Genomic DNA, 21566 nt, shown 5'->3' on the forward strand with positions numbered 1-21566 from the left:
GGCGGCCGGACCGGCTCAGCCGGCCGGGTCGCCGTGCTCCGCCAGCAGCGAGGCCAGCCGGGTGCGCCGGGGGCGGACGTCGACCTCGCGCACCGCTCGCGCCAGGGCGGCACCGCTGGCGTGCACGATCGACAGGTGCTGCTGGGCGCGTGTCACGGCGGTGTAGACCAGCGGCCGCGACAGCATCCCACCGGCCTCCGGCGGCAGGACGACGACCACCCCCGGCCACTCCGAGCCCTGCGCCCGGTGCACGGTGATCGCCCAGCCGTGCCGGAGGTCCGACAGTGCCTGGCCCGACACCGTCACGGGGCCGGACGCGAAGGAGACGTCGATCGAGCCCTCCCCGGTCCCCGTGACCACGCCCACCTCACCGTTGGCGAAGCCGGTGGGCTCCAGGTCGAGATGGTTGGCGGTGGCCACGACGCGGTCGCCGGGGTCGAAGCCGAAGACCGTGCCGGTACCCGGGTTGAGCTCGTCCTTCAGCGCCTTGTTGAGCTCGATGGTGCCTGCGGGCCCGCGGTGGACCGGCGTCACGACCTGCACCGCGCCCGGCTCGATGCCGAGCGCACGGGGGATCGAGTCGGTGACCAGCTGGACCACCCGCCGTGCGGCCTCGGCGCTTCCGGTCGCCGGGACGACGACCACTTCACGGTCGGGGGAGTCCACCGGCGGCAGTTCGCCGCGCCGCATCGCCGTGGCGAGCCGGGCGATGGCGCCACCCTCCGCCTGCCGGTACAGCGTGGTGAGCTCGGTCACCGGGACCGCGCCGGAGTCGATCAGGTCGCCGAGCACGTGACCCGGGCCGATCGACGGCAGCTGAGCCGGGTCGCCCACCAGCAGCAGGTGGGTGCCGTCGGGACAGGCCTCCAGCAGCGCCGCGGTGAGCTCGACGTCGAGCATCGAGGCCTCGTCGACGACGATCACGTCGGCGTCCAGCGGCCACTCCTCGTTGCGGGCGAACCCGCCGGTGGTGCCCTGCGCGCCGAGCAGCCGGTGCACCGTGACCGCCGGATGGTCGGTGAGCTCCTCCAGCCGCTTGGCCGCGCGCCCGGTGGGAGCGGCGAGCGCGATGTCGGTGCCCTTCGCCCGCAGCAGCTTCACCACCGCGGCGACCGTGCGGCTCTTGCCGGTGCCGGGTCCACCCGTGAGCAGGCTGACCCCGGACTCGAGCGCCTGCGCCACGGCGGCCTTCTGCGCCTCGTCCAGTCCCTTCGCGACGGACCGCACCGACGCCGGGTCGGCGATCCGCTCGGCCGAGGCCGCGAGCCGGGCCACACCCTCGGCCACCGCCTCCTCGGCCATGCCGTAGCGGGCCAGCGACAGCGACCGCAGCGCCGGCTCGGGCTCCGGGTCGGACTCGGTGGCCTCGGTCGGGGTTCCCTCGCGAGGTTGCGAGCGGAGGGGGGATCGAGGTCCTCCTTCGTGCTCCAGCACGTCCCCGGACTCCACCGCGGCCACGATCGCCGCCACCGGATCACTCACGCCCTCGGCCCGCAGCGCGGCGACGACCAGGTCGGCCGGCAGCGTGGTGTGCCCGTCGCGGGTCGCCGTCCGGAGGGTGAGGCCGACGATGGCGCGGCCGCGGCGGCTGTCCTGCCGGTCGGCCCCCTTGAGCACGGCGATGGCCAGCCGGTCCGCGTCGCCGAGGGCGACGCCGGTGAGGCTCAGCAGAGCCCAGGGGTCGTCGCGCAGCCGCCGGGCGGCGTCGGGGCCGAGAGTGTCCGTGACACCCGCGGCCAGCTTGGCCTGCAGCCCGGCGCCGACGAGCAGTTCGACGACCTCGTAGGTCGGCTGCGCGGACAGGAAGCTGGAGAACAGCCGCTCGGCCCGCTGCCGTCCCACCCGGGGGAGCTTGATCAGCCGATCGGCGGTGACGTCGTCGGGTGCGGTGATGCCGGCGGCCGGCAGCTCGGCCGCCGTCCGCCGACCCAGGCCCGGCCAGAGACCGGCGGCGCAGAACGCGGCGAAGACCGGGTCACCCCCGGCCGCCGGGGTTGCCGCCGTCATGCCACCTCCTCGCCGGCGCCCGCCGGCCGCCCGACCACCGGTTCCCTGTCTCCCCGTGAGCCGGCGAACCGGCTCACGTCGCCGACCGGCGTTCGGGGTAGCTGAAGGCCGGCGCGGAGACGTCCTCCAGAGCGGTGCGGATCGCGGCGGGCAGGCGCACGCCCTCGGCGTCCAGGCTGGCCTGCAGCTGCTGCGCGGTGCGCGCGCCGACGATGGGGGCCACCACCCCCGGCCGGTCGCGCACCCAGGCGAGGGCGACGGCCAGGGGAGTGGTGCCCAGCCCCTCGGCCGCGGTGATCACGGCCTCGACGATCCGATCGGCCTTCGCCGAGCGCAGGCCGTCGATGAAGCCCTGCCACTGCGGAGAGGCGCCGCGGGACTCCGACGGGGTGCTGTGCCGGTACTTGCCCGTGAGCAGACCACGGCCCAGGGGCGACCAGGGCAGCACGCCCAGGCTGAGCGACTCGGCGGCGGGGATCACCTCGCGCTCGACCCCGCGCTGCAGCAGCGAGTACTCGACCTGCGTGCTGACGACCGGGGTGCGCCCCGGCCAGGCGCGCTGCCAGGTGGCCGCCTGCGCGGTCTGCCAGCCGGTGAAGTTGCTGATGCCTACGTACCGTGCCCGCCCGGAGGAGACGGCGGCGTCACAGGCGGCGAGGGTCTCCTCGAGGGGGGTGGTCTCGTCCCAGGCGTGCAGCTGCCACAGGTCGACGTAGTCCAGGCCGAGGCGCTCCAGGGAGGCGTCCAGCGCGGTCAGCAGGTGACCACGGGAGGCGCCCCGGCCCATCGGTCCCGGCGCGGTGCGGCCGACGGCCTTGGTGGCGACCAGCACCTCGGAGCGGGGGACGACGTCGGCGAGCAGGTGGCCGAGGGTGCGCTCGCTCTCGCCGTCGCAGTAGACGTCGGCGGTGTCCACCAGCGTGCCGCCCGCGTCGACGAAGGCGGTCAGCTGCATGGCGGCCTCGTCCTCGTCGGTGTCCCGGCCCCACGTCATCGTGCCGAGCGCCAGCCGGGATACGACCAGACCACTCCGTCCCAGCGTGCGTTGCTCCACGACCGGCCAACCTACCGGCGCGCCCGGCCCGGCACCGGGGAGCACCCGGCCGCCCGGAGCGGCGCGGCGGGTCGCCCGCGCCCGCCGCCTAGGGTGACCTGTCGTGCCCGGACGACACGCTCAGACCCTGGCCGCCGCGAGATCTGCCCAGTGGTGGTCATCAGCGCCTGATGGCCACCACTGTGCAGATCTCGCGGCCACGGGAACGCGCTGATGGGCTGGATCGAGGCCGTCGTCCTGGGCGTCGTCCAGGGGCTGACCGAGTTCCTGCCGATCTCCTCCAGCGCCCACCTGCGCCTCGTCGGCGAGCTGTTCGGTTGGGACGACCCGGGCGCGGCGTTCACCGCGATCATCCAGATCGGCACCGAGGCCGCCGTCCTCCTGTACTTCCGCAAGGACATCTGGCGGATCGTCGTGGCCTGGCTCGCCTCGCTGACCGGCCGGCGGAAGGGCGATCCCGACGCCCGGATGGGCTGGCTGATCATCGTCGGCAGCATCCCGATCGTCGTCCTCGGGCTGCTGTTCCAGGACGACATCGAGACGACGCTGCGCGACCTGCGCATCGTGGCGATCTGCCTCGTCGGGTTCTCCCTGATCCTCTTCTGGGCCGATCGCGGCGGTGCCAAGAAGCGGGAGCTCCGGGATCTCACGGTCGGGCACGGCATCGGTTTCGGCTTCGCGCAGGCGATGGCGCTGATCCCCGGGGTCTCCCGCTCCGGCGGGACGATCACCGCCGGCCTGTTCCTCGGCTACTCCCGGGCGGCTGCGGCGCGGTACTCCTTCCTGCTCGCCATCCCCGCCGTCCTCGGGTCCGGGTTCTTCCAGGCCTACGAGGCGCTCACCGGGGACGTCGCCGGTCAGGGCGTCGCCTGGGGGCCGACGATCCTGGCCACCGTCATCGGCTTCGGCGTCGGTCTGACGGTGATCGCGTGGCTGCTGCGCTACCTCGACCGCGGCAGCTTCCTGCCGTTCGTGGTCTACCGCGTCGTGCTGGGGCTGCTGGTCCTCGCGCTGGTCGGCGCGGGGGTGCTCAGCCCGACCTGAGAGAGGAACCCGCTGCCCTCACCCCTCGCACGCTCGGGGCGGTGGAAGGACCCCGTCCTCCTCACCCCTCGCACCCTCGGGGCGGGCCTCGGGACGGGGCCCGACGGGACCGGCGTCATACCCTGCTGCCCGTGACGACGGTGATCCTGCTCCGGCACGGCCGGACGACGGCGAACACCGGCGGCGTCCTCGCCGGCTGGACGCCGGGTGTGCGGCTCGACGAGACCGGGGACGCCCAGGTCGCCGCCGTGGGGGAGCGGCTGGCGAAGGTCCCGCTGGCCGCCGTCGTCAGCAGCCCGCTCGAGCGCTGCGCGCAGACCGCGGCGGCCGTCGTGGCGGGGCGGGATGTCGACGTGCAGACCGACGACCGCCTCGGCGAGGCCCGCTACGGCGACTGGACCGGCCGGGCGATCAAGGAGCTGGCCAAGGAACCGCTCTGGAGGGTCGTCCAGCAGCATCCGTCGGCCGCCGTCTTCCCCGGCCCCGAGGGGGAGGGGCTGGCCCAGACCCAGGCCCGCGCGGTGGCCGCCGTGCGTGCCTGGAACGCCACGCTCGGGCCGGACGCGGTCTGGCTGGCCTGCAGCCACGGCGACGTCATCAAGGCGATCCTGGCCGACGCCCTGGGCCTGCACCTGGACCAGTTCCAGCGGATCGTCGTCGACCCGGCGTCGATCTCGGTGGTCACCTACACCGACACCCGGCCGTTCGTCCTCCGGGTGAACGACACCGGTGGCGACGTCTCCGCCCTCATCCCGGCGCCCCGGAAGCGCCGGCGCACCAAGGCCTCCTCGGACGCCGTCGTCGGCGGCGGGGCGGGCACCACCGTCTGATCCGCGCTCCTGACCTCGGTGTCGTCGGGGCGAGGGACCTGCTCGCCCGCGTAACCTGGGCGCGTGCCCCGTCAGGTCCATCTCTTCGAGCGCCCGTCCCGGTTCGTCGCCGGCACCGTGGGCCAGCCCGGGGACCGCACCTTCTACCTGCAAGCGTCCGACGAGACCGGTCGCACGGTGAGCGTCGCACTGGAGAAGACGCAGGTGCAGGTCCTCGCCGACCGGATGAACGAGCTCCTCGACGAGGTCGCCGGCCGCGCGCACACGGTGATCCCACCCGAGGCCGACGTCGACGACCTCGAGCCGCTGACCGCGCCGGTCGACGAGGAGTTCCGGGTCGCCGCCATGGGCCTGGCCTGGGACGGGTCGGCCGAGGCGGTCGTCGTCGAGGCCGTCGCGGCCGGCGAGGAGCCGATCGACGAGGAGGCCATCCTCTCCGACAGCGACGAGGGTCCCGACGCGCTACGCGTGACCATCACGCCCATGGCCGCCCGTGCCTTCGTGGCGCGCGCCCGCCGGGTCGTCGCCGCGGGGCGCCCCCCGTGCCCGCTGTGCTCCCTGCCGCTGGACCCGGCCGGTCACGTCTGCCCGCGGCAGAACGGTTACCGCCGCTGAGCGGCTCCACGATGAGCGAGCAACCAGTCGAGCCGGACCTGCGTGCCCCGGTGGACGACGACGAGGCGCTGCGGCTGCTGCGCGAGGGCGTCATCGACCTCGAGGGCCGGATGCTGGACGCCAGCAACGTCACGCTGGTGGGTGCCATCCGCACGCCGGACCTGGCCGCCGAGTGCGTCTACAAGCCGGTCGCGGGGGAGCGGCCCCTCTGGGACTTCCCCGACGGCACCCTCGCCGGCCGGGAGATCTCGGCCTTCCTCGTGTCCGAGGCGACCGGGTGGCGGGTCGTGCCGCCCACCGTGCTGCGGGACGGGCCGTTCGGCCCCGGCATGGTGCAGCTGTGGATCGACGGCGACGAGGACGTCGACCTGCCCGCGTTCGTGCGACGCGACGACCCCGCCCTGCGGCGGATGGCCGTCTTCGACGCAGTGGTCAACAACGCCGACCGCAAGGGCGGGCACATCATCCCGACCCGTGAGGGCCACGTGTACGGCGTCGACCACGGCATCTGCTTCTCCGTGGACCCGAAGCTGCGCACGCTGCTGTGGCGGTGGGCGAACGCGCCGCTGACCGCAGAGACGGTGGCGGTGCTGGAGCGGCTGGCCGACGAGCTGCGTGGTGACCTCGGCGAGCAGCTGCACGCGCACCTGACCCGCCGGGAGGTGCACTGCACCCAGCAGCGGGTGGCCGAGCTGCTGCGTACCGGCCGGCATCCCGGGCCCAGCGGCGAGTGGCCCGCGCTGCCCTGGCCGCCGTTTTAATTGTCGGCCTACCGGCCTCCGACCGCGGCCAGGTGCCGTCCCCTGCGGCGTTGAGCCGTTTCCCGACCTCGTTCGGGGAGCCTCCGGCCCCCGCTCACGTGGTCGGCCTCGCCGGGGCGTCTCGCCCTCCAGCGTCTTCGGCTCCCGTCCCGTCCCTCCTCGGGGAGCCTCCGGCCCCCGCTCGTCGGGACCGCTTCGCGGCATGATCACCGGCATGCCGCACCGTTCGCGTTTGTCGATCCTGTTGCTGGACCTGCCGCCGGAGCACCATGCCGCGAGCAGCGCGTTCTGGGCCGGCGCGACCGGACGTCGGGATTCCCCTGACCCCGCCGACGAGAAGTGGGCATCGCTCGGGTCGTTCGCCGACGGGTGGCACGTCGAGATCCAGCGCACCGGTCAGGGCACCCCGCCCCGGTGGCACGTCGACATCGAGACCGACGACATCCCCGCCGAGGTCGCCCGGCTGGAGAGCATCGGCGCGAAGCGGCACCGGGACATGGGCTCGTTCTGGCAGATGACGGACCCTGCGGGCCTCGTCTTCTGCGTCGTCGGGATCCAGACCGGCGAGGAGTTCGACCGGTACGCCGTCACCTGGCCCTGAGCGCTACTCCAGCCGCACCAGATCGATCATCGCGGCCGCCTGCAGCCCGTCGCCGTCCACGGTGAGCACCTCCAGGGGCACTCGCCGCCAGACGGCCAGCAGCAGGTCACCGGCGGTGCCGGTCAGCGCGGCGATCGGGAACGGTCTCACGCCGGGGAACAGGGTGCGCTCGGCGTCGGCGTCGACGGCGTGGAAGACGACGGGGTGCGCGTCCTCCGGGGGGCCACCGGGCAGCACGCCGGGGACGATCACCTCCAGCCACTCGTCCAGGCCGTCGAGGCCGACGTCGGCCGGGATCGGTCGTACGTCGCCCAGGACCTGTTCCACGTCGACGGTGTGCACCGTCGCCTCCTGCGCCTGCCGGCGGAGGACGAACGCGACGTCCTGCTGCGGCGCCCACGTCCACACGCGGGTGGCGGGATCCGCGCCGGCCAGCACCGTCTCCAGCTCGGCGTTCTGCGCGGCGAGGAAGCCGAGCAGTTCGTCGTCGGGGTGCCGCGCGGGCTCGACGTAGGTCGACGGATCCGGTGCGCGGGACCTCACCACCCACGACCAGAAATGCTGCATCTCGGCCAGGTGCCAGACCAGGTCGTTCAACCGCCACTCCGGGCAGCCGGGCACGGGGACCTGCCAGCCGTGCTCGAGCACGGCCTCGGCCGCCGCAGCGGCGAACCGCGCATCGGCCTTCTGCAGGACCGGGAGGTACTCGTCGAGCTCCATCGCTCCTCCTCGTGCTGCCGCTGCGGTGTTCCGGAGCGGACGGTAGGGGAGAGGCCCACGAACGGCGGCGATCCGGTGCGCGGCACAAGATCGTCGGTGGTCCGCTCTAGGCTCGTGCCGTGCTCTCCTGGCCCGCCCCCTTGCTGCCGACCCTGCCCGGGACCGGGCCCGTCCTCAAGCTCTACGACACCTCCCGCCGGGAAGTCGTGGCCACGAGCCCCGGGCCCACCGCGCGGATGTACGTCTGCGGCATCACGCCGTACGACGCCACGCACCTGGGGCACGCGGCCACCTACCTGGCGTTCGACCTGGTCAACCGCGTGTGGCGGGACGCCGGACACGCCGTCCACTACGTCCAGAACGTCACCGACATCGATGACCCGTTGCTGGAGCGGGCCGATCGCGACCACGAGGACTGGATCGTCCTCGGCATGCGCGAGACGGCCCTGTTCCGCGAGGACATGACGGCGCTCCGCGTCCTGCCGCCGGAGGACTACGTCGGTGCCGTCGAGTCGATCCCGCGGATCGTCGCCCATATCGAGGACCTGCTGACCGAGGGCCTCGCCTACGTCCTGGACGACGGGACGGGTGACATCTACCACGACGTGGCGCAGGCCCCCGGCTTCGGGGAGCAGTCCCGCTACGACGAGACCACCATGCTGCGGTTCTTCGCCGAGCGTGGGGGAGACCCCGACCGTCCGGGCAAGCGCCAGCCGCTGGATCCGATGCTGTGGCGCGGGCCGCGCCCCGGCGAGCCGTCGTGGCCGGGACCGAAGGGCGCCGCAGGCCGCCCCGGCTGGCACATCGAGTGCGCCACGATCGCGCTGGACACGATCGGCATGGGCTTCGACGTGCAGGGCGGCGGGAGCGACCTGATCTTCCCGCACCACGAGTACTCCGCCGTGCACGCCGAGGCGCTGACGGCGACCAAGCCCTTCGCCCAGGCCTACGTGCACGCGGCGATGATCGGCCTGGACGGCGAGAAGATGAGCAAGAGCCGCGGGAACCTGGTCTTCGTGTCCCGCCTGCGGGGGGACGGCGTCGACCCGATGGCCATCCGGCTGGCGCTGCTCTCCGGCCACTACCGCACCGACCGGGCCTGGACGACGGACCTCCTGCGCACCGCCGAGGAGCGGCTGGCGACCTGGCGCCGGGCCGTCGCGCTGGACGCCGGCGCCCCGGCCGCGCCGCTGCTGCTGGGGCTGCGCGAGCGGCTGGCCGACGACCTGGACAGCCCGGGCGCCATCGCACTCGTCGACGCGTGGGCCGCCGAGACCCTCGCCGGGGGAGCCGATGCGGAGGACGAGGCCCCCCGCATCGTGTGCGACGCCGTCGACGCGCTCCTCGGGGTGGCCCTGGGGGACTGCGGATGACCGAGGCGGCTCCTTTCCGGTTCACCGACCGGGCCGCACGGGAGCGCGCCGAGGAGCAGCTCGCGCCCGCCGCGGTGCGAGCGTCGGCCAGCAGGGGGCGAGCGCGCCCCGAGCCGGAGGACCCGCTGCGCACGGCTTTCGAGCGCGACCGGGACCGGATCCTGCACGCGAAGGCCTTCCGCCGACTCAAGCACAAGACGCAGGTCTTCCTGAACCCCGACGGCGACCACTTCGTCACCCGCCTCACCCATACGCTCCAGGTCACCCAGGTGGCCCGCTCGCTCGCCCGGGCGCTGGGGCTCAACGAGACGCTGGCCGAGGCGATCGCCCTGGCCCACGACGTCGGGCACTCACCGTTCGGGCACCTCGGGGAGGACGCCCTGGAGCCCTACGTCCCCGGCGGCTGGCACCACGCTGCTCAGGGCGTGCGGATCGTGGAAGTGCTCGAGCAGCTGAACCTCACGTGGGAGGTCCGGGACGGCGTCCGCTCCCACAGCTGGAAGATCAATCCGCCGCCGTCGACCCGCGAGGGCGAGTGCGTCCGCTACGCCGACCGGATCGGTTATCTCTCGCACGACGCGCTGGACGCCGTCCGCGCCGGCGTGATCCGGCTGGACGACCTCCCGTCCCGTGCCCGCGAGGTGTTCGGGGCGCCGGGCAGCGAGATGGTCGGGACGATGATCGACGCCGTCGTCGAGGGCTCGCTGTCCCCGGAGAACACCGCGGGCGCCGTCGTCATGGCGCCGGCGCCGCTGGAGGCCATGCACGAGCTGCGGGCCTTCATGTTCACTCGCGTCTACGCCTCCGAGACCGCCACCGGGCAGAAGCACGTCGCGATCGACGTCATCCGCCGGTTGGTCGACCACCACCTGGCGCACCCGGAGCAGATCCCGGCGTCCTACCGCGACACCGAGGCCGACACGGTCACCCAGGTCGTCGACTACGTCTCCGGGATGACCGACCGCTTCGCCCTGGCCATGCACGACCGCCTCTTCGACGCCGACGCCGGCTCGCAGATGACACCGTTGCTCCGCGCCCGGTAGACCGCATCACGGGGAGTCGCCCGGCGTCGCATCCCGATTGCCGGGAGCACCAGCGCCGGCACCATGATCGCCGCTCGACGAGTGAGACGGGTGAGCAGTTTGGTGTCGCCGACACGGGCGGACGCGCCGGTCGGAGCGACCGCAACTGCACACTCGGCCGGCGTGGCGCCGCCATCAGCCTCCCGACGCACCCCGGCGGCGGAGGTAGCGCTCGAACTCCTTGGCGATCATGTCGCCGTTGGCCTGCGAGAGGTCGACCTCGGTGGCCCGCTCCTCCAGCGAGCGGACGTACTCGACGACCTCCTCGTCCTCGTTGGCCATCTCGTCGACGGTCTTCACCCAGTCCTCGGCCTGCTGGGGCAGGGCGCCCAGCGGGACGGTGAGCTCGAGGACCTCCTCGACCCGCTGGAGCAGGGCGACCGTCGCCCGAGGCGACGGCGGCTGCGACACGTAGTGCGGCACGGCGGCCCAGAAGCTGATCGCGGGCAGCCCGGCCTGGACGCAGGCGTCCTGGAAGACCCCGAGGATGCCGGTCGACCCTTGGTAGCGGGAGGTCTCGAGGCCGTAGGTGCGGGCGGACTCCGCGTCGTAGGCCGAGCCGGTCACCGGGGTGGGTCGCGTGTGCGGCGTGTCGGCCAGCAGCGCACCCAGGGCCACGACGATCGAGACGTCGAGCTCCTGCAGGATCGCGATGAGCTCCGCGCAGAAGCCCCGCCAGCGCATGTTCGGCTCGATGCCCCGGATGAGGACGACGTCGCGCTCGCTGCCCGGCGGGCGGGCCACCGAGATGCGGGTCGTCGGCCACTCGATGCGGCGGCTCACCCCGCCGATCAGCGAGACGGTCGGGCGGTTGACCTGGAAGTCGTAGTAGTCCTCGGGGTCCAGCGCGACCAGCGGCCTGGCGTCCCAGATCAGTTCCAGGTGCTCGACGGCTCCGGTTGCCGCGTCCCCGGCGTCGTTCCAGCCCTCGAACGCGACCACCACCAGCGGGTCGGTCAGCTGGGGCAGGTCATCAGCAGCGGACGGTGCATCGATCACCTTTGCGAGCCTACGTCGATCCGCCGTCCCCGCCGCGCCCTCACACCCCGACGGTGGGGCTGAGAGCCGGACCGGCGGTGAACCACGGAACCGATCCGGACGGGCCCGCGTCTACGCTTGTTCGGTGTCTGCCCAGGCCCCGTCCCTCCGTCCAGACGCCACGGCGCGGCTGACCGCCCTGCTCGAGCAGCGCATCCTCGTGCTCGACGGCGCCATGGGCACGGCCATCCAGCGCAACCGTCCGGACGAGGCGGGCTACCGGGGGGAACGCTTCGCCGACTGGCCGACCGACGTGCAGGGCAACAACGACCTGCTGAGCATCACGGCGCCCGAGATCATCTCCACGATCCACCGGGAGTACCTCGAGGCGGGCGCCGACCTGATCGAGACGAACACCTTCAACGCCACGCGGATCTCCCAGGCCGACTACGGCATGGGGGACCTCGCCTACGAGCTCAACGTGGCCTCGGCCCGCCTCGCCCGCGACGAGTGCGACGCGATGACGGCGCGCACCCCGGAGAAGCCGCGCTATGTCGTGGGGGCGCTCGGCCCGACCAGCCGGACGGCGTCCATCTCGCCCGACGTCAACGACCCGGGCGCTCGCAACGTCACCTACGACCAGCTCGTCGAGGCCTACCTGGAGCAGGCCAACGGGCTCGTCGACGGCGGCGCGGACGTGCTCCTCGTCGAGACGATCTTCGACACGCTCAACGCCAAGGCGGCGATCTTCGCGCTCGAGACCCTGTTCGAGGAGCGCGGACGTCGCTGGCCGGTGATGATCTCCGGAACCATCACCGACGCCTCCGGGCGCACGCTGTCGGGTCAGGTGACCGAGGCGTTCTGGCACTCGGTGCGGCACGTGAACCCCCTGCTGGTGGGCCTGAACTGCGCGCTGGGCGCCAAGGAGATGCGGCCCTACATCGCCGAGATCTCGCGCGTCGCCGACACGTTCGTCTCCTGTTATCCGAACGCCGGCCTGCCCAACGCCTTCGGCGAGTACGACGAGTCACCGGAGGAGACGGCCGCCGTCCTCCAGGAGTTCGCCGAGTCGGGCTTCGTCAACCTCGTCGGCGGCTGCTGCGGCACGACGCCGGCGCACATCGCCGCGATCGCCGACGTGGTCGAGGGCCGGACGCCGCGGACGCCGGTCGAGACGACGCCCGCGCTCCGGCTCTCCGGCCTCGAACCGCTGACCGTCACCGAGGACAGCCTCTTCGTCAACGTCGGCGAGCGGACGAACATCACCGGGTCCGCGCGCTTCCGCAACCTGATCAAGGCCGGGGACTATCCCGCCGCGCTCGCCGTCGCCCGCCAGCAGGTCGAGGCCGGCGCGCAGGTCATCGACGTCAACATGGACGAGGGCATGATCGACGGCGTCGAGGCGATGGACCGCTTCACGAAGCTGATCGCCTCCGAGCCCGACATCTGCCGGGTGCCGACGATGATCGACTCCTCGAAGTGGGAGGTCATCGAAGCCGGCCTCAAGACCGTCCAGGGCAAGGCGATCGTCAACTCGATCTCCCTCAAGGAGGGCAAGGAGAAGTTCGTCCGCGAGGCACGGCTGTGCCGCAAGTACGGTGCCGCCGTCGTCGTCATGGCGTTCGACGAGGCCGGTCAGGCGGACGACCTCGAGCGCCGGAAGCAGATCTGCCGGCGTGCCTACGACATCCTGACCAAGGACGTGGGCTTCCCGCCCGAGGACATCATCTTCGACCCGAACGTGTTCGCCGTCGCCACGGGGATCGAGGAGCACGCCAGCTACGGGCTGGACTTCATCGAGGCGACCCGCTGGATCAAGCAGAACCTGCCCGGTGCGCTGGTCTCCGGAGGCGTCTCCAACGTCTCCTTTTCCTTCCGCGGCAACAACCCCGTCCGCGAGGCCATCCACGCGGTGTTCCTGTACCACGCGATCGCGGCGGGCATGGACATGGGCATCGTCAACGCGGGCGCCCTCGAGGTCTACGACGAGGTGCCTCCGCTGCTGCGCGAGCGGATCGAGGACGTGATCCTCAACCGCCGGCCGGACAGCACCGAGCGCCTGCTGGAGATCGCCGGCGACTTCGCCGGTGACGGCTCGGTCAAGGAGGTCGCCTCCGAGGAGTGGCGGGCACTGCCGGTGGCCGAGCGGATCACCCATGCGCTGGTGAAGGGGATCGACGCGTTCGTCGAGGACGACACCGAGGAGCTGCGCCAGGAGATCAGCGCGCGCGGTGGCCGCCCGATCGAGGTCATCGAGGGCCCGCTGATGGACGGCATGAACGTCGTCGGCGACCTGTTCGGTGCGGGGAAGATGTTCCTGCCGCAGGTGGTGAAGTCCGCCCGCGTCATGAAGAAGGCCGTTGCGTACCTGATCCCGTTCATCGAGGACGAGAAGCAGCCGGGCGACGCCGAGCGCAGCATCGGCAAGGTCGTGATGGCCACGGTCAAGGGCGACGTCCACGACATCGGCAAGAACATCGTCGGCGTCGTCCTGCAGTGCAACAACTACGAGGTCGTCGACCTCGGTGTCATGGTGCCCGCGCAGAAGATCCTGGACACCGCCAAGGAGGAGGGCGCCGACATCATCGGGCTCTCCGGCTTGATCACGCCGTCGCTGGACGAGATGGTCAACCTCGCATCGGAGATGGAACGGCAGGGCTTCGACATCCCGCTGCTCATCGGTGGGGCCACCACCTCGCGTGCGCACACGGCGGTCAAGGTGGCGCAGAAGTACCACGCCCCCGTCATCTGGGTGAAGGACGCCTCCCGGTCGGTGCCCGTGGTCGCCGCCCTGCTGTCGGACGAGCAGCGCCCGAAGCTGCTGGCCGAGACCGACGCCGACTACGCGGCGCTGCGCGAGCGGCACGCGGCCCGCCAGGACACCCGTTCCCTGCTCCCGATCGCCGCCGCGCGCGCCGCGGCGCCCCCGATGGACTGGAGCAACTACCACCCCCCGCGGCCGCGGATGCTGCTGCAGCAGGCCAGGGACGTGTGCGCGGGGCCCTCGTGCGACCACGTCCGTCACACCGCGACCCAGTTCGTCCGGACGTTCTCCGACTACTCCCTCGAGGAGCTGCGCGGCTACATCGACTGGCAGCCGTTCTTCAACGCCTGGGAGATGCGGGGCCGGTTCCCCGACATCCTCCACAACCCGACCACCGGCGAGGCGGCCAGACGGCTGTACGAGGACGCGCAGACGATGCTGGACCGCATCGTCGAGGAGAAATGGCTCCGGGCGAACGGCGTCTTCGGCCTGTTCCCCGCCAACCAGGTGGACGGCGACGACATCGAGGTCTACGCCGACGAATCGCGGCGCACCGTCCTGGCGACCCTCCACCAGCTCCGGCAGCAGAGCGAGGGCCGGGAGGGCTCGCCCCGCAAGTCCCTGGCCGACTTCGTCGCGCCCAAGGGGACCGGGCTGAGCGACTACGTCGGCGCCTTCGCCGTCACCGCCGGTCTCGGCTCGGCCGACCGCGTGGCCGCCTTGAAGAAGGCGAACGACGACTACAGCGCCATCCTGCTGGAGTCGCTGGCCGACCGCCTCGCCGAGGCCTTCGCCGAGCGGCTGCACGAGCGGGTGCGCAAGGAGTTCTGGGGCTACGCACCCGACGAACACCTGGACAGCGCCGGGCTGATCGCCGAGAAGTACGCCGGCATCCGTCCGGCCCCGGGATACCCCGCCTGCCCCGAGCACACCGAGAAGCAGACCATCTGGCAGCTGCTCGACGTCGAGGCCAGCACCGGCATCGAGCTGACGGAGAGCATGGCCATGTGGCCGGGGGCGGCGGTCAGCGGCCTGTACTTCTCGCACCCTCGGTCGCGGTACTTCGTGCTGGGGCGCATCGGCCGTGACCAGGTCGAGGACTACGCCCGGCGCAAGGGCTGGACGGTCGACGAGGCAGAGACGTGGCTCTCGCCGAATCTCGGCTACCGCACCGAGAACGAGTGATCGTCGACGGCGGCCGCTGACCGAGTGCGCCGGGCGGCGAGATGTGACGGATCCGTCCCGCTCGCGGGAGCGCGCCGTGATACTTTCGTTATCTGTCCGCCGGGCCCCGCTCCTCGACCGAGGACCTCGGCCGGACACCGCCGAACTGTGCGCGGCCCAGCGCCGCCATCAGACCGGGGACCCATGGTTCCTCTGGGGTGAATCCTGCGCTCGAGCACGGGCGCAGGTAGGGCAACTTCCGGCCCGAACCCGTCAGCTAACTCGGTAGGCGGGCGAGGAAGAAACGGAGAGCCGCCCGCTGTGGCGACCCTGAACCAGCACCCTGCACCATCTCTCGACGACACCCCCCTCGACGCCAGCGCGGACGGCAGCTCAGCCGCCGCGGGCGGGGACGGCGCCCGCCGCGCCCGCACCCCGGGGCGCCGTTCGGCCCCGCGTTCCCGCGTCGCCTACACCGTGGGCATCGCCTCGGTCTGCGCCCTGGCGCTGGGGAACCTGGTGGCCGGTGAGCCGGCCGCCTCCGCCACAGCCGACCCTCAGGAGCAGTCGTCCGTTGCCGTCGCCGACGCTCTGGGCATCGACGGCGCCGGGATCGAGCAGCCGGCGTGGGACGAGGCCCAGATCCTGGGCCAGCTGGCCGCGAGCCGGGCACAGCGCGACGGCGAGCAGGCCGCAGCAGCCGCGTCCCAGGCGCAGGCCGAGGAGGCGGTAGTGGCCGCTCGGGCCGAAGCCGAGGCGCGGGCGGCAGCCGAAGCCGCCGCCGCAGCCGAGGCGGCCGCCGCGGCCGAGGCGGCAGCTCAAGCGGCCGAGGCCGCCAAGGCGGCTGAAGCTGCCGAGACGGCCGAGCGGGCAGCAGCCTCGGCCCCCGCCGCGACCATGGGGACCGCAGCCCCCGCTGCAGCCCCCGCCGCGTCGGTGGCCGCGTCGGTGACCGTCCCGGCCGTCGCGAAGATCCGGAACAGCGCCGGCCCCGTGCGGCCACAGACACAGGCCGCAGCCGACAAGGTCGTCTCCAACGTGCCCGGCGCCGCCGGCATCACCATCGGAGGCACGCGGCCCAGCGCAGCGGACCCGAAGGGCCACCCCTCCGGGCTGGCGCTGGACTACATGGTCGGCTCCAACACCGCGCTCGGCGACGCGATCACCGAATACCACATCGCTCACTGGAACGAGCTCGGCGTGGACTACATCATCTGGAAGCAGCGGATCCTCTCCTCGCCGAACGGCTCGTGGAAGCAGATGGAGAACCGGGGGAGCGCGACGGCCAACCACATGGACCACCCGCACGTGAACTACCGCGGATGAGTCGGCCGGCGCTCACGACGGGTGAGCTGAGCGCAGTCCTGTTCGACATGGACGGCACGCTCGTCGAGACCGAGCAGTACTGGGGCGAGGCGATGTTCGAACTCGCCGCGAGGCTGGGTGGCCGCATGTCCGAGAGCGCCCGGGCGGCCACGGTCGGGTCCACCATGCGGCGGTCGATGAGCATCCTGCATGCCGATCTGGGACTCGACCGGACCGAGGAGGAGCTGCTGGCCGACGCCCGCTGGGTGGAGGATCGGACGGCGCAGTTCCTGGCCGCCGGCGTCTCCTGGTGTCCCGGCGCCCGCGAGCTGCTCACCGAGGTGCGGGCCGCGGGACTGCGAACGGCCCTGGTCACCACGACGCCCCGGCGACTGGCCGACATCGTGCTGTCGACCATCCACGCCGACCTGGACGGCGACCCCTTCGACGTCACCGTGTGCGGCGACGAGGTGCCGGCCCGCAAACCCGACCCCGCCCCCTACCGGCAGGCGATGGCCGCGCTCGGGGTCGAGCCCGACGACTGCGTCGTCGTGGAGGACTCGGATTCGGGCGTGGCCGCCGGGCTCGCGGCAGGTGCCGCGGTCCTCGGGGTGCCGACCGTGCAGGAGATCGAGCCCGCCCCGGGGTTGACCCTCCGGGGCGGGCTGGCCGGCGTGGACGTGGCGGTGCTGGCCGGCGTCCTGGCCGCGCGTACCACGGCGGGCGCCCCGGTCTGAGCGCCGTTGGCTAGCCTGCGGCCGTGCCGGAAGCCGACGCAACACCGGAGCCATCCCCGATCCCCGACGAGCGGGACCTGCTGCTCGCCTGGCTGGCGTACCTGCGGGGTTCGATCCTCCGCAAGCTCGAGGACCTGAGCGAGGAGCAGGCGCGCTGGACCCCGGACGATGCGCTCATCTCGGTCCTCGGCGTCGTCAACCACCTCACGCACGTCGAGTGGCGCTGGCTGGACGGCACGATGCTGGGCGCCGAGACCTCGCGCAGCGAGGCGGAGTTCCATCCGGGCCCAGAGCTGACGGTCGCCGAGGCCTGTGCCCGGTACCGGGCACGCGCAGCGGAGACGGCACGGGTCGTGGGAGCACTGGCCGTCACCGAGCCCTGCCGCGACGGCAGCGGGCGAGACCTGCGCTGGGTGCTCCTGCACCTGATCGAGGAGACCGCGCGTCATGCCGGCCACGCCGACGCCACCCGGGAGCTCCTGGACGGGACAACCGGGATCTGACCCCGGTCGCCGCGCCCCCGGTCAGTCGCGCTCGACCACCGGCAGCACGGTGTGCCAGCCGGCGGCGGCCGCGGCCTCGGCCGGGAAGGGTGGGGGAGTGCCGCCGAAGGCGGGGCAGACCGCCTGGTGGTCGCACCACCCGCAGAGCCGGGTCTTGTTCGGCCGGAAGTCGCCGGTCGCCACCGCGCGCTCGATCGCGGCCCAGATTGCCTGCAGGGTGCGCTCGAAGCGGAGCAGCTCCGCCTCGTCCGGGGCGTAGGTGAGCGTGTCGCCGTCCCCGAGATAGATCAGCTTGAGCTGGGCAGCGACCACACCGCGGGTCCGCCAGAGGACCAGCGCGTAGAACTTCATCTGGAACAGGGCCTTGGCCTCGAAGGCCTCGCGCGGCATCGAGCCGGTCTTGTAGTCCACAACCCGCAGCGCGCCGTTGGGCGCGACGTCGAGCCGGTCCACGAAGCCGCGCAGCAGGAGACCGTCGGGCAGCGTGACCTCGACCAGTTCCTCGCGGCCCTCGGGCTGGATCCGGGTCGGGTCCTCCAGCCCGAAGTACTTCTCGACCAGCTTCCCGGCCGACGCGAGCCACGCGTCCACCGACTCGGGTGCGTTCGCATCGGACTCCGCGCCGTCGTCCTGGGCGGTCTCAAACAGCTCGGCGATCCCCGGCTCGTCCCGCAGCTCCGCCCAGGCCGGCTCGATCAGCTCCTGCGCCGCTTCGACGGTGCGCCCGGCCGGCGGGAGGTCGTAGAGCCGCTCGAGGACGGCGTGCACCAGGGTGCCCCGCACGGCGGCGAGGCTCTTGCGCTCGGGCAGCCGGTCGATCGTGCGGAAGCGGTAGAGCAGCGGGCAGGTCTTGAAGTCGGCCGCGCGGCTGGGGGACAGCGAGGGCCGGCGCGGGGCCTGCGCCTCGGTGTCGATGGCCCCGGAAGCGTCGATGGCTCCGGGATCAGGGCCGGGCTGGGTCTCCACCATCGCCGTCATGCATCCGAGGCTAGGTCCCCCCTCCGACAGTTCCGAGCCTCCGCGCCGCGTCGGCACGACAGGTCACAGCGGCGGCGTCCGTAGGCTGGCGGCCCGTGGACACGCAGCTGGAACCGGACGACACCGTCACCCCCGAGCCGGAGACCGCACCCGAGGGGCCGCGAGTCCCGGTCGAGGGCGCCTTCGTCGCAGGTGACCGGGTGCAGCTCACCGATCCGAAGGGGCGGCTCCACACCGTCGTCCTCGAGCCGGGCAAGCAGTTCCACACCCACCGCGGGGCGATCGCCCACGACGACCTCATCGGCGCGCCGGAGGGCTCGGTCGTGCACTCGACGGCCAACACCGGCTACCTGGCCTTCCGGCCGCTGCTGGCCGATTTCGTGCTCTCCATGCCGCGGGGCGCGCAGGTCATCTATCCCAAGGACGCCGCCCAGATCGTCGGGTTCGGCGACGTCGGGCCGGGCATGCGCGTCCTGGAGGCCGGCGCCGGGTCGGGGGCGCTGACCTGTTCGCTGCTGCGCGCCGTCGGCTCCGGCGGATCGGTGACCAGCTACGAGCGCCGCGAGGACTTCGCCGACGTCGCCCGCGGCAACGTCGAGGCGTTCTTCGGCGAGGTGCCCGCCAACTGGTCGCTGCGCCTGGGCGACCTGGCCGAGCACCCGGCCGAGGAGGTCGTGGACCGTGTGGTGCTGGACATGCTCGAGCCGTGGGCGGTCCTGCCGACGGTCGCGGCCGCACTGCGGCCCGGTGGGGTCCTCGTCGGCTACGTCGCGACCGTGACGCAGCTGTCGACCTACGTGGAGGCCCTGCGGGCGCAGGGCGTGTGGACCGAGCCGCACGCCTGGGAGTCGCTCCTGCGGCCCTGGCACGCCGTCGGCCTGGCCGTTCGCCCGGAACACCGGATGGTCGCCCACACCGCCTTCCTGGTGACCGCCCGCCGGCTCGCCGAGGGCACGGTGGCTCCCATCCGGCAGCGCAGGGCCCAGAAGGGCTGAGCCGCGGCCGGCCGCTGCCACGGCGGGTGTCACAGCTCGGTCCCAAGGGCCGCGAGCCCACGGCGAAGTGTCAGATCGCGTGTATAGATTTGCGTCTTGACTCCCTCGATGTGTGTGGAGGTGCGCGATGGGTCTGGGTCCCGACGAGACTCGAGCGCGGCGTGAACGTGACGTCGCGGCACTGCTCAGCCAGATCACCTACCTCGAGGAAGAGATCGGCCTCCTCCGGCGGAAGGTGGCCGACAGTCCCCGGCAGGTGCGGCTCCTCGAGGAGCGCGTCGCCGAGGCCGAGGGGCGTGCGGCGTTCCTCTCCGAACGCAACGACAAGCTGGCGGGCACGCTGCGCGACGCCCGGGAGCAGCTGGTCGCGCTCAAGGAGGAGGTCGACCGGCTCGGCCAGCCGCCGTCGGGCTACGGCCTCTTCCTGAGCCGGCACGAGGACGGCACCGTCGACGTCTTCACCGGCGGCCGCAAGCTGCGGGTCTCGGTGTCGCCCAACGTCGAGGTCGAGACGCTGCAGATCGGCCAGGAGGTCATGCTCAACGAGGCGATGAACGTCGTCGAGGCGCGCGACTTCGAGCGCGCGGGCGACGTCGTCATGCTCAAGGAGCTGCTCGAGCCGATCGACGGCGTCACGCAGCGGGCGCTGGTCATCGGGCACACCGACGAGGAGCGGGTGGTCTTCCTCGCCGACTCGCTGAGCGGCCAGCCGCTGCGCGTCGGCGACTCGCTGCTGCTGGAGCCGCGTTCCGGCTACGTCTACGAGCGGATCCCGAAGAGCGAGGTCGAGGAGCTCGTCCTCGAAGAGGTGCCCGACATCGACTACGGCGACATCGGGGGCCTGGCGCGGCAGATCGAGCAGATCCGGGACGCCGTCGAGCTGCCGTTCCTGCACGCGGAGCTGTTCCGCGAGTACGAGCTGCGCCCGCCGAAGGGCATCCTGCTCTACGGCCCGCCCGGCTGCGGGAAGACGCTGATCGCGAAGGCCGTGGCCAACTCGCTGGCCAAGAAGGTCGCCGCCGTGCGCGGTGACGACGACACGAGCCAGGGGAAGTCCTACTTCCTGAACATCAAGGGCCCCGAGCTGCTCAACAAGTACGTCGGCGAGACCGAGCGGCACATCCGTCTGGTGTTCCAGCGTGCGCGGGAGAAGGCCAGCGAGGGCACTCCGGTCATCGTGTTCTTCGACGAGATGGACTCGATCTTCCGCACCCGCGGGTCAGGGGTGTCCTCCGACGTCGAGTCGACGATCGTTCCGCAGCTGCTCAGCGAGATCGACGGCGTCGAGGGCCTGGAGAACGTCATCGTCATCGGCGCCTCCAACCGCGAGGACATGATCGACCCGGCGATCCTCCGGCCCGGCCGGCTGGACGTGAAGATCAAGATCGAACGGCCGGACGCCGAGGCGGCACGCGACATCTTCAGCAAGTACCTGACCACGTCGCTGCCGATCAACCCCGAGGACCTGGCCGAGCACGGTGGCAGCCGCGAGGCGACCATCGCCGGGATGACCCAGCGCACCGTCGAGCGCATGTACACCGAGAGCGAGGAGAACCGCTTCCTCGAGGTGACCTACGCCAACGGCGACAAGGAGGTCCTGTACTTCAAGGACTTCAACTCGGGCGCCATGCTGCAGAACATCGTCGACCGGGCCAAGAAGATGGCGATCAAGGAGCACCTGGAGACCGGCACGTCGGGCCTGCGGGTGAGCCACCTGATGGCCGCCTGCCTCGACGAGTTCAAGGAGAACGAGGACCTGCCCAACACGACCAACCCCGACGACTGGGCGCGGATCTCGGGCAAGAAGGGCGAGCGGATCGTCTACATCCGGACGCTCATCAGCGGCAAGGGCAACGAGGCGGGCCGGGCCATCGACACGGCCACGAACACCGGCCAGTACCTGTAGCAGAAGGACCGTGAGTCCGGCCCCCTGCAGAGGCTCGGCCCGAGCGTGCGAGGGCTGAGGAGGAGGGGTCGTTCTGCTTCGCAGGCTCAGGGCGGAACTGTGGACGAGGCCGGCCGGTGGCCCGGCTCCCAGTGGGGGCCGGGCCACCG

At 72.4% G+C, this 21566-nt stretch carries 18 protein-coding genes and 1 riboswitch; of the genes, 13 read left to right on the forward strand and 5 right to left on the reverse strand.

What is annotated here, in order from left to right:
- Positions 1-15 precede the first annotated feature (15 nt).
- Together CHB94_RS10740 and CHB94_RS10745 are read right to left on the reverse strand one after the other, a co-directional pair.
- Positions 16-2007, reverse strand: coding sequence for an AAA family ATPase (locus CHB94_RS10740; protein ID WP_089336570.1), 1992 nt, complete (start codon positions 2005-2007; stop codon positions 16-18).
- A 73-nt stretch (positions 2008-2080) separates the two neighbouring features.
- Entirely contained in the window at positions 2081-3061 is a 981-nt protein-coding gene (locus CHB94_RS10745) for an aldo/keto reductase (protein WP_089336571.1), read from the reverse strand.
- A 213-nt stretch (positions 3062-3274) separates the two neighbouring features.
- Between CHB94_RS10745 and CHB94_RS10750 the strand changes: the two genes are divergently transcribed.
- The 5 genes from CHB94_RS10750 to CHB94_RS10770 all read left to right on the forward strand — a co-directional run bounded on the left by CHB94_RS10750 (position 3275) and on the right by CHB94_RS10770 (position 6912).
- Positions 3275-4105 (forward strand): undecaprenyl-diphosphate phosphatase, encoded by an 831-nt coding sequence (locus CHB94_RS10750; protein WP_089336572.1) that lies wholly within the window; start codon positions 3275-3277, stop codon positions 4103-4105.
- Positions 4106-4236: 131 nt separating this feature from the next.
- On the forward strand, positions 4237-4935 hold the full coding sequence (locus CHB94_RS10755; RefSeq protein ID WP_089336573.1) for a histidine phosphatase family protein: 699 nt from the start codon (positions 4237-4239) through the stop codon (positions 4933-4935).
- Between the two features lie 63 nt (positions 4936-4998).
- Positions 4999-5550, forward strand: a complete 552-nt coding sequence (locus CHB94_RS10760) for a DUF3090 family protein (RefSeq protein WP_089336574.1) — start codon at positions 4999-5001, stop codon at positions 5548-5550.
- A gap of 11 nt (positions 5551-5561) precedes the next feature.
- Positions 5562-6311, forward strand: a complete 750-nt coding sequence (locus CHB94_RS10765; RefSeq protein WP_089336575.1) for an SCO1664 family protein — start codon at positions 5562-5564, stop codon at positions 6309-6311.
- Positions 6312-6525: 214 nt separating this feature from the next.
- Entirely contained in the window at positions 6526-6912 is a 387-nt protein-coding gene (locus tag CHB94_RS10770) for a VOC family protein (protein WP_089336660.1), read from the forward strand.
- Between the two features lie 3 nt (positions 6913-6915).
- Here the strand turns inward: CHB94_RS10770 and CHB94_RS10775 are convergent, their stop codons facing one another.
- On the reverse strand, positions 6916-7632 hold the full coding sequence (locus CHB94_RS10775) for a maleylpyruvate isomerase family mycothiol-dependent enzyme (RefSeq protein ID WP_089336576.1): 717 nt from the start codon (positions 7630-7632) through the stop codon (positions 6916-6918).
- Between the two features lie 119 nt (positions 7633-7751).
- On the opposite strand from CHB94_RS10775, the gene mshC reads away from it, so the two are divergent.
- On the forward strand, positions 7752-9005 hold the full coding sequence (mshC, locus tag CHB94_RS10780) for a cysteine--1-D-myo-inosityl 2-amino-2-deoxy-alpha-D-glucopyranoside ligase (RefSeq protein ID WP_089336577.1): 1254 nt from the start codon (positions 7752-7754) through the stop codon (positions 9003-9005).
- Entirely contained in the window at positions 9002-10048 is a 1047-nt protein-coding gene (locus CHB94_RS10785; RefSeq protein WP_089336578.1) for an HD domain-containing protein, read from the forward strand. The genes mshC and CHB94_RS10785 overlap by 4 nt, the downstream gene beginning before the upstream one ends.
- 174 nt (positions 10049-10222) lie before the next feature.
- Here the strand turns inward: CHB94_RS10785 and CHB94_RS10790 are convergent, their stop codons facing one another.
- Positions 10223-11086 carry a PAC2 family protein gene (locus tag CHB94_RS10790; RefSeq protein ID WP_089336579.1) on the reverse strand — a complete coding sequence of 288 codons (864 nt, stop codon included), beginning with the start codon at positions 11084-11086 and terminating at the stop codon, positions 10223-10225.
- A 124-nt stretch (positions 11087-11210) separates the two neighbouring features.
- Here CHB94_RS10790 and metH point away from each other — a divergent pair, with 124 nt between their 5' ends.
- The 4 genes from metH (at position 11211) to CHB94_RS10810 (ending at position 17538) form a co-directional block, all read left to right on the forward strand.
- On the forward strand, positions 11211-15014 hold the full coding sequence (gene metH / locus CHB94_RS10795) for a methionine synthase (protein ID WP_089336580.1): 3804 nt from the start codon (positions 11211-11213) through the stop codon (positions 15012-15014).
- 128 nt (positions 15015-15142) lie between these two features.
- Positions 15143-15300: riboswitch (cyclic di-AMP (ydaO/yuaA leader) on the forward strand.
- Between the two features lie 14 nt (positions 15301-15314).
- Positions 15315-16319: a VldE C-terminal domain-containing protein gene (locus CHB94_RS25115; protein ID WP_254920566.1), complete on the forward strand. Its 1005-nt coding sequence runs from the start codon at positions 15315-15317 to the stop codon at positions 16317-16319.
- Positions 16316-17035, forward strand: a complete 720-nt coding sequence (locus CHB94_RS10805; protein WP_217899262.1) for an HAD family hydrolase — start codon at positions 16316-16318, stop codon at positions 17033-17035. The genes CHB94_RS25115 and CHB94_RS10805 overlap by 4 nt, the downstream gene beginning before the upstream one ends.
- A gap of 23 nt (positions 17036-17058) precedes the next feature.
- On the forward strand, positions 17059-17538 hold the full coding sequence (locus tag CHB94_RS10810) for a mycothiol transferase (protein WP_089336581.1): 480 nt from the start codon (positions 17059-17061) through the stop codon (positions 17536-17538).
- A 21-nt stretch (positions 17539-17559) separates the two neighbouring features.
- Here CHB94_RS10810 and CHB94_RS10815 read toward each other — a convergent pair whose 3' ends face one another.
- The gene (locus tag CHB94_RS10815; protein ID WP_089336582.1) at positions 17560-18516 is read right to left on the reverse strand and encodes a RecB family exonuclease; all 957 of its coding nucleotides are present in this window, start codon (positions 18514-18516) and stop codon (positions 17560-17562) included.
- A gap of 95 nt (positions 18517-18611) precedes the next feature.
- Here CHB94_RS10815 and CHB94_RS10820 point away from each other — a divergent pair, with 95 nt between their 5' ends.
- On the forward strand, positions 18612-19511 hold the full coding sequence (locus CHB94_RS10820; protein WP_089336583.1) for a tRNA (adenine-N1)-methyltransferase: 900 nt from the start codon (positions 18612-18614) through the stop codon (positions 19509-19511).
- Positions 19512-19638: 127 nt separating this feature from the next.
- Positions 19639-21417: a proteasome ATPase gene (gene arc / locus CHB94_RS10825; protein WP_089336584.1), complete on the forward strand. Its 1779-nt coding sequence runs from the start codon at positions 19639-19641 to the stop codon at positions 21415-21417.
- Positions 21418-21566 lie beyond the last annotated feature (149 nt).

It is taken from the genome of Blastococcus mobilis, assembly GCF_900188025.1.
GTDB classification, from domain to species: Bacteria; Actinomycetota; Actinomycetes; order Mycobacteriales; family Geodermatophilaceae; genus Blastococcus_B; species Blastococcus_B mobilis.

Excerpts from the sequence above, each read along its gene's own strand:
- CHB94_RS10750 (WP_089336572.1), top strand. The coding sequence starts at position 3,275 with ATGGGCTGGATCGAGGCCGTCGTCCTGGGCGTCGTCCAGGGGCTGACC.
- CHB94_RS10815 (WP_089336582.1), bottom strand. The coding sequence starts at position 18,516 with ATGACGGCGATGGTGGAGACCCAGCCCGGCCCTGATCCCGGAGCCATC.
- CHB94_RS10775 (WP_089336576.1), bottom strand. The coding sequence starts at position 7,632 with ATGGAGCTCGACGAGTACCTCCCGGTCCTGCAGAAGGCCGATGCGCGG.
- CHB94_RS10770 (WP_089336660.1), top strand. The coding sequence starts at position 6,526 with ATGCCGCACCGTTCGCGTTTGTCGATCCTGTTGCTGGACCTGCCGCCG.
- CHB94_RS10740 (WP_089336570.1), bottom strand. The coding sequence starts at position 2,007 with ATGACGGCGGCAACCCCGGCGGCCGGGGGTGACCCGGTCTTCGCCGCG.
- CHB94_RS10765 (WP_089336575.1), top strand. The coding sequence starts at position 5,562 with ATGAGCGAGCAACCAGTCGAGCCGGACCTGCGTGCCCCGGTGGACGAC.
- CHB94_RS10785 (WP_089336578.1), top strand. The coding sequence starts at position 9,002 with ATGACCGAGGCGGCTCCTTTCCGGTTCACCGACCGGGCCGCACGGGAG.
- arc (WP_089336584.1), top strand. The coding sequence starts at position 19,639 with ATGGGTCTGGGTCCCGACGAGACTCGAGCGCGGCGTGAACGTGACGTC.
- CHB94_RS10805 (WP_217899262.1), top strand. The coding sequence starts at position 16,316 with ATGAGTCGGCCGGCGCTCACGACGGGTGAGCTGAGCGCAGTCCTGTTC.